Here is a 14,601-nt window from a genome sequence, read left to right as displayed (position 1 = left end):
GCCCCTGCCCGGGGTCAGGAGATTCCGAGCTCGGTGTCGATGAAGGTGAAGAGGTCGTCGGCCGACGCGGCGCGGAGGCGGTCCTCGACGTCGGCCGCGGACCCGCCGACCTCGCCGAGCCGGCCCGCCAGCGCCTGGAGGCGCGCCACCAGGCCCAGGCGGGTGATCTCGGCGGCGGACAGGCCGGCGGCGGCCCGTTCCAGCCGTTCCAGCTCGGTGAGCGCGGACGGCGGCTCCGCCTCGCCGTCACCGAGCACCGAGTGCAGGTGGTCGGCGAGCGCGGCGGGGGTGACGTGGTCGAAGACCAGGGTGCTGGGCAGGCTGCGGCCGGTGACCGCGTTCAGCCGCGCCCTGAGGTCCACCGCGGCGACCGAGTCGAACCCCAGGTCGGTGAACGTGCGCGCCTGGTCCACCTCGGTCGGGTCGTCGTGACCGAGGATCGCGGCGACCTGCTCGCGCACCGCGCCGAGCACGGCGCCCGCCCGTTCGGCGGCGGGCAGGGCGGCCAGGCGGGCGGCCAGCGCGGGTTCACCCTGCTCGGGCGACGAGTCGGCGAGGACGGCCGCGGCCTCGGGTAGGGCGGCCAGCAATGGCCTCGGTCGGGCGGAGGTGTAGACGGAGGTGAAGCGGGCCCAGTCGAAGTCGGCCACGACCGGCGCCGCGTCGCCGGTCTCCAGCACCCGCCGCAACGCCCGCAGGGCGAGGCCGGGCGGCATCGCCGGCGCGCCGATCCGCCGCATGGTCGCGGCGATCTCGTCGTCCACCATGCCGCCGTCCCAGGAGCCCCAGCCGACGGCGGTAGCGGTGAGGCCGCGCGCCCGGCGGTCGGCGGCGAGGCCGTCCAGGTAGGCGTTGGCGCTGCAGTAGGCGGCCTGCGCCGCGCTGCCCCACACCGCCGACCCGGAGGAGAACAGCACGAACGCGTCCAGCGGCCGGTCGGCCAGCAGGGCGTCGAGGTGCGCGGCGCCGGCGATCTTCGCCGCGCCGACCCGGGCGAACCCGGCCGCGTCCAGCTCGGTGAGCGGGGCCAGCGGTTGGGACGCGCCGGCGGCGTGGACCACGGCGGTCAGGCCGGGCAGGCCGGCGAGCAGCCCGCGCACGGCCTCGCGGTCGGTCACGTCGCACGCGGCGATCGTCACCTCGACGCCGCGCGCGACGAGGTCGGCTTCCAGGTCGGCCGCGCCGTCGGCGGCCCGGCCGCGGCGGCTGGTGAGCACGACGTGCTCGGCGCCGTGGTCGGCGAGCCACCGCGCCACGTGGGCGCCCAGGCCGCCGGTGCCGCCGGTGACCAGCACGGTGCCGCGGGCCCGCCACGGTTCGTCGGGCGTGCCGCCGGACCCGCGGACGAGGCGGCGCGCGAAGACGCCGCCCGGTCGGATCGCCACCTCGTGCTCGCCGCGATCGTCGGCCAGCACCGCGCCCAGCCGCTCGACGACCTGCGCGTCCACGTGCGGCGGGAGGTCGACCAGGCCACCCCAGGTGGTCGGCTGCTCCAGGGCGAGGCCGATGCCCAGGCCCCACGTCGCGCTCTGCCGCGCGTCGACCGGCTCCCCGGTCCCGACGGCGACCGCGCCGGCGGTCGCGCACCACAGCGGCGCGGTGATGCCGGCGTCGCCGAGCGCTTGGGCGAGCACGACGTTGTCCACGAGGCCGCGGGACAGCACGGCACGCTCCTCGGTGCGGTCGAACGCCAGCAGCGACAGCACGCCGTCGGGTTCGGGCGCGGCGGCCAGCGCGGTCACCAGTCCGGCCCGGTCGGCGCCGCTCACCTCGACCGGCAGCACCAGGGTGCCGGCGTCGGCGAGCCCGGCGAGCACCGCGTCGAGGCGCGGGTCGTCCCCGGCGGGGTGGGCGACCAGCCAGGTGCCGTCGAGCCGCGCGGACGGCGGCGTCACGGGCTGCCACTCGACGCGGTAGCGCAGGGCGTCCGCCGGGTCCACCGCGGGCACGGGCACGTCCCGCCAGTAGCGGCGGCGCTGGAAGGCGTAGGTGGGCAGGTCGACGCGGCGCACGTCCCACCCCGCGAACACGCCGGCCCAGTCGACGGTGACGCCGAGCCCGTGGGCGTGGGCCAGCGCGGCGAACACGTCGTGCCGCTCCGCCCCGTCGGCCCGCACGGTCGGCAGGAACACCGCGTCGCCGTCCTCGACGCAGTCAGGCCCCATCGCGGACAACACGGCAGCGGGCCCCAGCTCCAGGAAAGTCGTGACGCCCTCGGCGTGCAGCCGGCGGACGCCGTCGCGGAAGCGGACCGCGTCACGGACGTGCCGCACCCAGTAGTCGGCCGCCAGGTCCCGCGCGCCGACCGGTTCCCCGGTGACGGTGGAGACGATCGGGATCGACGGCGCCCGGTAGTCCAGGCCGCGGGCGACCTCGGCGAAGTCGGCGAGCACCGGCTCCATCAGCGGCGAGTGGAACGCGTGCGACACGCGCAGCCGCCTGGTCCGGCGGCCGAGCGCGGTGAAGTGGGCGTCGACGGCGTCGACCACCTCCTCCTCGCCGGAGACGACCACCGCGGTCGGTCCGTTGACCGCGGCCACGTCGACGCGGCCGTCCAGCAGCGGCACGACCTCGTCCTCGGTCGCCTCCACCGCGAGCATCGCGCCGGTGCTCGGCAGCGCCTGCATGAGCCGGCCGCGTGCGGTGACCAGCGCCGCCGCGTCACGCAGCGACAGCACACCGCTCACGTGGGCGGCGGCCAGCTCGCCCACCGAGTGGCCCGCGAGCAGGTCCGGCCGCACGCCCCACGACTCGACCAGCCGGAACAACGCCACCTGGAACGCGAACAGCGCCGGCTGGGCGAACTCGGTGCGGTCGAGCCGCCCGACGTCCTCGCCCCACACCACGTCCCGCAGCACGGGGTCGAGCTCGGCCAGCACCTCGTCCAGGGCGGCGGCGAACACCGGGAACGCGGCGTGCAGCCCGCGCCCCATGCCCAGCCGCTGCGCGCCCTGGCCGGTGAACAGGAACGCCGTGCGGCCACCGGGCCTGGCGTGGGCCGTGGACACCCCGGCGGGTGCGGCGGAGCCCTCGGCCAACGCGGTCAGGCCGCGCAGGAGCCCCGGCACGTCCTCGGCCACCACCGCGGCCCGGTGGTCCAGCGCGGCCCGCGTGGTCGCGAGGGAGAACGCCAGGTCGGCCACGTCCACCGCCGGGTCGCGCAGCACGTGGTCGCGCAACGCCGCGGCCTGCGCCGGCAGCGCCGCCGCCGTGCGGGCCGACAGCAGCAGCGGCACCGCGCCCGGCGCCCGGTCGGCCCGGTCCGCGGCAGGCTCCTCGGCGGGCGGCTCCTCGATGATCACGTGGGCGTTGGTGCCGCTGAGCCCGAACGCGGACACGCCCGCGCGCCGCGGGTAGCCGTGGTCCGGCCACGGCGCCTGGTCGGTGAGCAGCCGCACCGCACCGCGCGACCAGTCCACATTGGACGACGGCGCGTCCACGTGCAGGGTGCGCGGCAGCACGCCGCGCCGGATCGCCTCCACCACCTTGATCACGCCGCCGACACCCGCGGCGGCCTGGGTGTGCCCGACGTTCGACTTGATCGACCCCAGCCACAGCGGCCGGTCCGCGGGCCGGCCCCGGCCGTAGGTCTCCAGCAGCGCCACGGCCTCGATCGGGTCGCCCAACGTGGTGCCGGTGCCGTGCGCCTCGACGAGGTCCACCTGGTCGGCGGGCACCTGCGCGTCGGCGAGCGCGGCGCGGATGAGGCGTTGCTGGGCCGGGCCGTTGGGCGCGGTGAGCCCGTTGCTCGCGCCGTCGGAGTTGATCGCGGTGCCGCGCACGACGGCGAGCACCGGGTGCCCCTCGCGGCGGGCCTGCGACAGCCGTTCCAGCAGCAGCACGCCCACGCCCTCGCCCCAGGCGGTGCCGTCGGCGGCGTCGGCGAACGACTTGCACCGACCGTCCGGCGCCAGCCCGTTGTCCTGGCTGAAGCCGACGAACGACTCCGGGCCGGGCATCACGGTCGCACCGCCCACCAAAGCCATCGAGCACTCGCCGGAGCGCAGCGCCTGGACCGCCCAGTGCAGGGCGACCAGGGACGACGAGCACGCCGTGTCGACCGTGACGGCCGGGCCGACCAGGTCCAGGAAGTAGGCCAACCGGCCCGAGGCGACGCTGGCCAGGCCGCCGGGACCGGCGCCGATGGCGTAGTCGTGGTAGACGACGCCGGTGAACACGCCGGTCGCCGTGCCGCGCAACGCGGTGGCGTCGATGCCGGCCCGTTCGACCGCCTCCCACGCGGTCTCCAGCAGCAGCCGCTGCTGCGGGTCGGTGTCCCGCGCGTCCCGGGGGCTGATGCGGAAGAAGTCCGCGTCGAACTCCGCCGCGTCGTGCAGGAACCCGCCCCGGGTCACGTAGGTGCGGCCCGGCGTCGCGGGCTCCGGGTGGTACAGCGCGTCGGCGTCCCAACCGCGGTCGGTCGGGAACGGCGAGATCGCGTCGACCCCGCCCTCCACCAGCTCCCACAACTGCTCCGGCGTGCGCACCCCGCCCGGGAAGCGGCAGCTCGCGGCGACGATCGCGATCGGCTCGTGCCGTCGCTCGTCCGCCTCGCGCAGCTGCCGCTTCGCCTGCCGCAGCTCGGTCGTCGCGCGCTGGAGGTAGTCCCGGAGCCTGTCGTCGTCGCCCATCGCCTCATTCACCCAATCTCCGTGCGGACTACGCGCCGAACTCGCGGTCCAGAGCCGCGAACAGCTCCTCGTCGGTGGCCGCCTCGTAGTCGGCGTCCTCGGTCTCGACACCGCCCTGCAGGTCGCGCCACCGGCGCAGCACCGCCTCCAGCCGCGCGGTCACCAGGTCGGCGTCACCGTCGAGGGGCCCGGCCGCGGCCAGCGCCGCCTCCAACCGCTCGACCTCGCCGAGCACCGCGCCCGCCGCGCCGCCGTCCTCCGCCCGGACCTCGACCTCGAGGTAGCGGGCGAGGGCCTCGCACGTCGGGTGGTCGAACGCCAGCGTCACCGGCAGCTCAAGCCCTGTCGCCGCGCCGAGCCGGCGGCGCAGTGCCACCGCCGCCATGGAGTCGAAACCCAGCTCCTGCAACGGTCGTCCCGGCTCGACCGGCGCCACGGTGGCGTGCCCGAGCACGGCGGCCACGTGGGCGCGCACCAGGTCGAGCAGCACCCGGTGCCGGTCCACTTCGGACAGCGGCGCCAGCCGCGCGGCGAGCCCTTCGGTGTCCTCGCCCGCGCCCGCGAGCAACGGGTGCTCCGCGGCGAGCCGAGCCACGGCCGAGGAGTCCGCCCCGACCAGCCAGTACTCGTCGCGCTGGAAGGCGTAGGTGGGCAGGCCCACGACCACGGCGCCGGTGGGCGCGAAGAACGCCCGCCAGTCGACCGCCGTGCCGCGCGCGTGGGCCGTGGCGAGCGCCGTGACGAGCCGGTGCTCCTCGCCGTGGCCGCGCCGCAGCGTCGGCACGAACACGTCCGGGCCCGTGCTCGACAGGACCGCGTCCGGCCCCAGTTCGAGCGCCGTGGTCACGCCTTCGCCCAGGAGGTGCCGCACCGAGTCGTGGAACCGGACCGCGTCGCGGACGTGCCGCACCCAGTGCTCCGGGTCGGTCACGTCACCGCTCGTCGCGATCGGGATGGTCGGCTCCCGGTAGGTCAGACCCGTCGCGACCGCGCGGAAGTCGTCCAGCATCGGGTCCATCAGCACCGAGTGGAACGCGTGCGACACCGAGAGCCGCTTCACCCGCTCGAACTTCGACGCGACCAGCACCACGTCGGCCTCGACGCCCGAGATCACCACCGAGTCCGGCCCGTTGACCGCGGCGATGCCCACGCCCTCGGACAGCAACGGCAGCACGTCGGCCTCGGCGGCCTGGATCGCCACCATGGCCCCGCCCTCGGGCAGCGCCTGCATCAGGCTCGCCCGCGCCGAGACCAGGCGGCACGCGTCCGGCAACGACAGCACGCCGGCCACGTGGGCGGCGGCGACCTCGCCGATCGAGTGCCCGGCCAGGAAGTCGGGCCGCACGCCCCAGGACTCCAGCAAGCGGTGGAGCGCGACCTCGAAGGCGAACAACGCGGGCTGCGTGAACTCCGTGCGGTCCAACCGCGCCGCGTCCTCGCCCCACATCACGTCCCGCAACACCGGGTCGAACCCGGCCAGCACCTCGTCCAGCGCGGCGGCGAACACCGGGTACACCCCGTACAGCTCGCGTCCCATGCCCGGCCGCTGCGAACCCTGGCCCGTGAACACGAACGCGGTGCGCGCGTCCCGACGTGCCCGCTCCACCACCGGCGGCACCCCGGGCCCGCCGGCCAGCACCGACACCGCGGCCTCCGCCTCGGCGCGGTCCGCCGCGACGATCACCGCCCGGTGCTCCAGCGCGGTGCGGGTGGTCGCGAGCGACAACCCCACGTCCGCCGCACCGCCGCGCGGGTCCGCCGCCAGCAACGCCGCGGCCTGGGCGGTCAGCGCCTCTTCGGTCCGGCCCGACAGCAACCACGGCACCACCCGCGGCTCGACCTCGGGTCGTTCGACGTCCGCCGGCGGCACGGCTTCGAGGATCACGTGGGCGTTGGTGCCGCTGATCCCGAACGACGACACGGCGGCACGGCGCGGGCGCGCCACCGCGGGCCACGCGACCGCCCCGGTGACCGGCCGCACCGCGCCCGCCGACCAGTCCACCTGCGTCGACGGCTCGTCCGCGTGCAGGGTCGGCGGCACCACACCGCGGCGCATCGCCTCCACGGCCTTGATCACCCCGGTGACGCCGGCCGCGGCCTGGGTGTGACCGAGGTTCGACTTGACCGACCCCAGCCACAGCGGGTCTCCGGTGCGGCCCTGGCCGTAGGTGGCGAGCAACGCCTGCGCCTCGATCGGGTCGCCCAGCGAGGTGCCCGTGCCGTGGCCCTCGACCACATCCACGTCCGAAGTGGACAGACCGGCACTCGCCAGCGCGCGCCGGATCACCCGTTCCTGCGACGGGCCGCTCGGCGCGGTCAACCCGTTGGACGCGCCGTCCTGGTTGACCGCCGACCCGCGCACCACCGCCAGCACCGGGTGCCCGTTGCGCCGCGCGTCCGACAAGCGCTCCACCAGCAGCAGCCCGACGCCCTCGGAGAACCCGGTGCCGTCCGCGCCCGCGCCGTAGGAGCGGCACCGGCCGTCGGCGGACAGGCCGCCCTGCATGCTGAAGTCGACCAACGTCTCCGTCGTCGCCATCACGGTCGCACCGCCCGCCAGCGCCAACGAGCACTCACCGGCCCGCAGCGCCTGCACGGCCAGGTGCAGCGCCACCAGCGACGACGAGCACGCCGTGTCGATGGTGACCGCCGGGCCCTCGAAGCCGTAGGTGTAGGCGATCCGGCCGGACGCGATCGCGCCCGACGCGCTGTTGAGCGGGTAGTCGTGGTACATGACGCCCGCGAACACGGCGGTGTCGCTGCCGCGCAACGACAACGGGTCGATGCCCGCGCGTTCGAACGCCTCCCACGACACCTCCAGCAGCAGGCGCTCCTGCGGGTCCATGGTCAGCGCCTCCGCCGGGCTGATGCCGAAGAACCCGGCGTCGAACCGCCCCGCGTCGTGCAGGTACCCGCCGGCGCGGGCGTAGTGCTTGCCGGGCACGCCCGGTTCGGCGTCGAACCCGCCGTCGAGGTCCCACCCCCGGTTGGCGGGCAGGTCGGAGATCACGTCGACGCCGTCCGCCACCACCCGCCACAGGTCCTCCGGTGACGCCACGCCACCGGGCAGCCGGCAGGCCATCGCGACGATCGCGATCGGGTCGTCGTCCACCCGCCGTTCGACGACCTCCGCGCGGGCCGCCACCCGTGCGCCGAGCAGCTCGTCGAGGTAGGCGGCCACGGCCCGGCACGTCGGGTGGTCGAACACCAGCGTGGCGGGCAGCCGCAGCCCGGTCACCGCGTTGAGCCGGTTGCGCAGGTTCAGCGACGAGAGGGAGTCGAACCCGAGGTCGCGGAACACCCGGTCCGGGTCGACCGACGCCGCGCCGTCGTGACCGAGCACCTCGGCCGCGGCGGCGCGCACCTCGCCGAGCAGCACGCGGGCGCGTTCCTCGTCGCCGAGCGCGGCCAGCCGTTCGGCGGCGGAGGTCTCGCCCACGCTCTGCCGGACGGGCACCCGGGCCAGGTCGCGCAGCATCGGCGGCGCCTCGTGCCGGACGGCCCGTGCCCGCAGTGCGGCGCGGTCCACCCGCATCAGCGCGACGTGCGCCTCGTCGGTCCGCAGCGCCGCGTCGAACAACGCCAGTCCCGCGTCCACGTCCAGCGGCGGCAGCCCGAGTTCCGCCAGCCGCCGCACGTCCGCGTCGGTGAGCGACTCGCCCATGCCCGTCCCGGTCCACAGACCCCAGGCGAACGACGAGGCGGCCAGCCCTGCGGCGTGCCGATGGGCCGCCAGGGCGTCCAGGAACGCGTTCGCCGCGGCGTAGTTTGCCTGGCCGGGACCGCCGAGCGTCGCGGCGAGCGAGGAGAACAGGACGAACGCCGCCAGGTCGAGTCCCGCGGTCACCTCGTGCAGGTGCCACGCGGCGTCGACCTTGGGCCGCAGCACCCGCTCCACCCGATCCGGCGTCTGGGCCGCGAGCACACCGTCGTCGAGCACGCCGGCCGCGTGGACGACCGCCGTCAGCGGGTGCGCCGCCGGCACCGAGCCCACCAGTGCCGCGACCGCGTCACGGTCGGCGAAGTCGCACCGGGCCACCGAGACGTGGGCGCCCGCCTCCGTCAGCTCGGCCACCAACGCGTCGACGCCGGGCGTGTCCGGACCGCGCCGGCCGGCCAGCAGGAGGTGCCGCACGCCGTGCCCGGCCACGAGCCGTCGGGCGACCCGCGCGCCGAGCCCCGTCGTGCCGCCCGTGATCAGCACGGTGCCCTCGGGGTCGAACCCCGGCGCGTCACCACCGCCTTCAACCGCCACCAACCGGGGCGTGGCCAGGACGCCTTCCCGCACCGCGACCTCGGGCTCCCCACTGGCTATAGCCGCGGCGAGCACCGCCTCCGACTCCGCGAGCCCGTCGGTCTCCACGAGCACGAACGCCCCGGGGTTCTCCGCCTGCGCCGCCCGCACCGCGCCCCACACGGGCGCCACGCCCAACCCGGTCGCGTCACCGGTGACGACGACGAGACGGGAGGACGCCAGCCGAGGCTCACCCACCCACTCCCGCAACACCCGAACAGTCCGCTGCACCACCTCGTGCACGGCGCCGGGCACCCCAGCCCCACCACCGGCAGGCCCGACCGCCGCGCCAGCAGCCGGCGCGACACCGACCAGCCCGTCACCGGCCGGCCCGGGCACCCGCCACACGACGACCTCGGGCACCTGATCACCCTCGAAGGCCGCGAGACCGTCCTCCCACCAGCCGTCGACCTCCAGCCACGCACCGTCCACCCCACCGGCAACCGCGGCGAGCGGCGTCCACTCCACGCGATAAGGCGTGTCCCGCCGGCCCGACCGCGCGTTCACCTGCTCGGCCGACACCTCCCGGATCACCAGCTCGTCCACCGACAGCACGGGCCGCCCGGCCGAGTCCGCCACCTCCACCCCGGACCCCGCCAACCGCACCCGCAGCGCGGTGGCCCCGGTCGCGTGCAACGTCACCCCGGTCCACGCGAACGGCAGCGCCGTCGCGCCGCCCTCGTCCGCCGTCACCAGCGCCGCGTGCAGGGCCGCGTCCAGCACCGCCGGGTGCAGCCCGAACCGGTCCGCATCACCCCGCGCCCGCTCCGGCAGCACGGCCTCGGCGAACACCTCCTCGCCCCGCACCCACACGGCCCGCAACCCCTGGAACACCGGCCCGTAGGCATACCCCCGAGCCAGCAGAGCCTCGTAAGCCCCGGTCACGTCCACCTCGGTCGCACCGGCCGGCGGCCACTCGGAGGCCAGGTCCATCGAAGGCGCGCGGGCCGCGGACTCCGCGAGCGCGCCGACCGCGTTGCACACCCAGGCGTCGTCGCCCTCCCGCCGCGAGTGCACGGCGACCGACCGCGCCCCGTACTCGTCGGCCACCCCGACGACCAGCTGCACCCGCACGTCCCCGTCGGCCGGCAGCACCAACGGCTCCTGCAACGTCAGCTCGGCCAGCAGGTCGCACCCGACGTGGTCACCAGCCCGGATCGCCATCTCCAGGAGCGCCGTGCCCGGCAGCAGCACCGCGCCCAACGCGTCGTGATCGGCCAGCCACGGGTGCGTCCGCACCGACAACCGGCCGGTGAACACGTGCCCGCCGCCGTCCGGCAGCTCGACCGCCGCGCCGAGCAGCGGGTGGTCCACCCGGTCCTGGCCCACGGCGGGCAGGTCGGCCTCCGTCGCCACCGGCTCCAGCCAGAACCGGTCCCGGTGGAACGCGTACGTCGGCAGCTCCACCGTCCCCGAGCCGGGGTGGAACCCGGTCCAGTCGACGGGCGCGCCGTGCACGTACGCCGTCGCCAACGACAGCGCGAACCGGTCCAGGCCACCGTGGTCGCGGCGCAGCGAACCGACCGTCACCGCCGACTCGCCCGAGTCCTCCACGGTCTCCTGCAGACCGACCTGGAGCACCGGGTGCGGGCTGCACTCCACGAACAGGCCGTAGCCGTCCTCCAGCAACGCGCGGGTCGCCTGCTCGAAACCGACCGTCCGACGCAGGTTCGCGTACCAGTAGCGGGCGTCCAGCACCGCCGTGTCGTCGAGCTTCCCGCCCGTCACCGTCGAGTAGAAGGCCACTGTGGACGATCGCGGTCGGACCGGCGCGAGCACGTCCAGCAACCGGCCCTCGACCGCCTCGACGTAGTGCGAGTGCGAGGCGTAGTCCACCGGGATGCGGCGGCCCTCGACCCCCGCCTCGGCCAGCTCGGCGAACATCTCGTCCAACGCGGCGGACTCGCCGCACACCACCACCGAACCCGGGCCGTTGACCGCGGCGAGCGACAACCGCCCGTCCCAGCGGTCCACCCACTCCTGCGCGCGCGCACGCGGCAGCGGCACGGACATCATGCCGCCCTTGCCCGCCAGCTCACCGGCGATGACGGCGCTGCGCAGCGCGACCACCCGTGCACCGTCCTCAAGGGACAGTGCGCCGGCCACGCACGCCGCCGCGATCTCGCCCTGCGAGTGACCGACCACCGCGGCCGGCTCCACGCCGCACGAGCGCCACAACGCCGCGAGCGACACCATCACCGCCCACAACGCGGGCTGCACGACGTCCACGGCCTCCAGCGACGGCGCGCCGGGCGCACCGCGCAGCACGTCGGTCAACCGCCAGTCCACGAACGGTTCGAGCGCTTCGGCGCACCGGGTCAGGCTGTCGGCGAACACCGGCGCGGTGTCCAGCAGCTCCACCGCCATGCCCGCCCACTGCGAACCCTGCCCGGGGAACACGAAGACGACACCCGGCTCTTCGTGCGCCACACCGCTCACGACCACCGGACCGCCGGCCGCGGGACGACCGGCGGCCAGCGCGTCCAGCCCCGCCACCAACTGCGGACGGTCCGCGCCGAGCACCACGGCCCGGTGCTCCAACGCGGCACGGGTCGTCGCCAGCGAACGCCCCACCGCACCCACCGGCAGGTCGCGCACGGCCGCCAGCAGCCGCGCCGCCTGACCGGGCAACGCCTCCGCGGTGCGCGTGGACAGCGGCCACGGCGTCACACCGACGCCCGCGCCGTCCTCGACCGGCGGCACGTCCTGCGGCTCCGCCTCTTCCAGGATCACGTGCGCGTTGGTGCCGCTAACCCCGAACGACGAGACACCGGCCCGGCGCGGCCGGTCGGACGCGGGCCACTCGCGGGCCTCGGTGAGCAGCCGGACGTCACCCGCCGCCCAGTCCACGTTCGGCGTCGGCTCGTCCACGTGCAGCGTCTTCGGCAGCACGCCGTGCCGCAGCGCCATGACCATCTTGATGATCCCGCCGACCGCGGCGGCCGACTGGGTGTGCCCGATGTTCGACTTGAGCGAGCCCAGCCACAGCGGTCGGTCCGCCGGCCGGTCCTGCCCGTAGGTGGCCAGCAGCGCCTGCGCCTCGATCGGGTCGCCGAGCCGGGTGCCGGTGCCGTGCGCCTCGACCGCGTCCACGTCGGCGGGCCCCAGTCCCGCGTCCTTGAGGGCGCGGCGGATCAACCGCTGCTGCGACGGGCCGTTCGGCGCGGTGAGGCCGCTGCTCGCGCCGTCCTGGTTGGTGGCGCTGCCGCGGATCACCGCGAGCACCCGGTGGCCGTTGCGGCGGGCGTCGGACAGGCGCTCCAGCAGCACCACGCCCGCGCCCTCGCCCCACCCGGTGCCGTCGGCCGCGGCGGCGAACGACCGGCACCGGCCGTCCGGCGACAACGCGCGCTGCTTGCTGAACTCCACGAACGTGTCGGTCGTGGCCATCACGGCGACGCCGCCCGCCAGCGCGAGCGAGCTCTCGCCCGTCCGCAGCGACTGCACGGCCAGGTGCACCGCCACCAGGGACGACGAGCAGGCCGTGTCCACGGTGACGCACGGCCCTTCGAAGCCGAACACGTACGACACCCGGCCGGAGGCGACCGAACCGTTGCTGTGGGCCTCCGGGTAGTCGTGGTACATCATCCCGGTGAAGACGCCGGTCGGGCTGCCCTTGAGCGACCGGGGGTCGAGGCCCGCCCGCTCGAACGCCTCCCACGACACCTCCAGCAGCAGCCGCTGCTGGGGATCCATGTAGAGCGCCTCGTTGGGGCTGATCCCGAAGAACGCGGGGTCGAACCCCGCGACGTCGTGCAGGAAGCCGCCCGTGCGGGCGTAGGACTTGCCCGGCCGGCCCGGCTCGGGGTCGTAGATCCCGTCCACGTCCCAGCCGCGGTCGCCGGGGAACTCCGTGATGGCGTCCGCGCCGTCGTCGACCAGCCGCCACAGGTCCTCGGGCGAGGCCACCCCGCCCGGATAGCGGCACGCCATCGCCACCACGGCAATGGGCTCGGTCGAAGTCGAACCGGAATTCTCCAGTTCGGATATGCGCCGACGCGCCTCCCGCAAGTCCTGGGTGGCCCTTCTGAGATAGCCGAGAAGCTTTTCGTCGTCGCCCACCGCAGGCACTCCCCTGGTCAGCTTTCGCCCCAACGTCGACCGACGCTACGTTTTCCCCACCCCCTGACCACAACCCTTAGTCGTCCCGCGCGGCTCTTATTCACGCGGCGCGGTCCGCGCCGGCGGATCGGGGTCGGCGCGGACCGCGCGGGCGGGTCGGGCGCCGGTCAGCCCGGCGGGATCACGGATCCGATCCGGGACAGCGGCTCCCGGAACGCCGGGTACCGCTCGATCGCGTCCGCGAGCGCCATCTCGGGGTGCCGCGGTCCGCGCAGCACCGTGAACAGCAGCGGCAACGTCATCATCGAGCGCCGCGGCGCCAGGAACGACGCCACCTCGAACGTGGCCCGCGCCACCGCCGGGTTCTCCGCGGACACGCGGTTCCAGCGGGCGATGAACCGCTGCTGCCCCTTGCCGCCGCGCACCTTCATGGTCGACTCGGCGCCGGGGAACAGGCTGTCGTTGAACGTCGCGGCCTGCCACGACCCGACCACCGACTTCGCCACCGCGGTCTGCACCCGGCGGGTGAACCCGTCGGCGAGACCCCGCTTGACCAGCTCGGCGCGCAGCGCGAGCGCCTGGAACGCGGCCATCGACATGCCGGTGGCGTAGTTCGGGTTGAGGATCGTGGCCGCGTCGCCGACCACGAGGAACCCCTCCGGCACGGGCAGCTTCTCGAAGTGCCGCTGCCGGTTGACCAGGCCCCGGTAGGCGCGGATCTCGGTGAGCGGGCGTGCCGCCGCCATGAGCTCGGCCACCAGCGGGTCCTGGAGGCTCCGCGCGAACGCGAGGTAGCCCTCCTCGTCGGTGGGCGGCTGCGCGCCCTTCGTGCCGATCATCGACACGATCCACTTGCCGTCCTCGTTCGGCAGCAGGCCCGCGCCGCGACCGGGACGGCCGGTGCCCGAGTCGGCCTGCACGAGGATCGCCGGGAAGCCGTCGGCCAGCGCCGCCGGCGCCTCGTAGGTGCGCCCGGCGTAGGCGAAGCCGGCGTCCTGGAGGTCCTCGGCGACCTTGGGCAGGCCCAAGGACTCCAGCCACACCGGCGCGCGCGACCCGCGACCGGTCGCGTCCACCACGACGTCCGCGGCCAGCGTGCGCTCGGGCCGGTCGGCGTCCTGGTCGGCCCGGCTCTCCAGCCGCACGCCGGTGACCCGCGCCGCGTCACCGATCAGGCCGACCGCCTTGGTCCCCTCGACCACGTCGATCGCCGGGTGGCCCAGCACCCGCCCGCGCACCACGTGGTCGAGCAGGTGGCGGCTGGCCGCGAGCACGTAGGCGCGCCCGTCGTACGGCCGCGACCAGCCGTGCATCGAGACGCCGAGGAACTCGTCGCCCATGCGCCTGCGGTGCGCGCCCGCCGCGTAGAGCAGGTCGCTGGTGCCGGGCAGCAGCTCGTCGAGCGCGTCGACCCCGCCGCCCATGAACATGTGGAAGTGGTGCCCCTGCGGCAACCCCTTGCGGGGTAGCGGCGCGTCGGGGAACCGGTCGCTCTCCACGACGGTCACCCGGTCCACGTGCTCGGCGAGCGCGGCGGCGGCGAGCATGCCGGCCATGCCGCCACCGAGCACGACTGCGTGCGTCATCACGGTCCTCCCGCGTCTGCCCGGCAGT

At 75.6% G+C, this 14,601-nt stretch carries 2 protein-coding genes and 1 pseudogene; all 3 read right to left on the bottom strand.

Going from position 1 to position 14,601, the window contains the following annotated elements; translation table 11 throughout:
• Positions 1-14: 14 nt before the first annotated feature.
• The 3 genes and pseudogenes from ACZ7GX_RS14890 to ACZ7GX_RS14880 all read right to left on the bottom strand — a co-directional run bounded on the left by ACZ7GX_RS14890 (position 15) and on the right by ACZ7GX_RS14880 (position 14,573).
• Positions 15-4,643 (bottom strand): type I polyketide synthase, encoded by a 4,629-nt coding sequence (locus ACZ7GX_RS14890; protein WP_498776763.1) that lies wholly within the window; start codon positions 4,641-4,643, stop codon positions 15-17.
• A 133-nt stretch (positions 4,644-4,776) separates the two neighbouring features.
• Positions 4,777-12,969, bottom strand: a pseudogene (locus ACZ7GX_RS14885) (type I polyketide synthase); the annotation flags it as partial.
• Between the two features lie 185 nt (positions 12,970-13,154).
• Positions 13,155-14,573, bottom strand: coding sequence for an NAD(P)/FAD-dependent oxidoreductase (locus ACZ7GX_RS14880; RefSeq protein WP_498776761.1), 1,419 nt, complete (start codon positions 14,571-14,573; stop codon positions 13,155-13,157).
• Positions 14,574-14,601 lie beyond the last annotated feature (28 nt).

The organism is Actinosynnema sp. NPDC037264 (assembly GCF_055603705.1).
This window is presented reverse-complemented; position numbering and strand designations above follow the sequence as displayed.

Bases quoted from the DNA above. Each gene is read 5' to 3' on its own strand.
- ACZ7GX_RS14880 (WP_498776761.1), bottom strand. From the start codon at position 14,573: ATGACGCACGCAGTCGTGCTCGGTGGCGGCATGGCCGGCATGCTCGCC.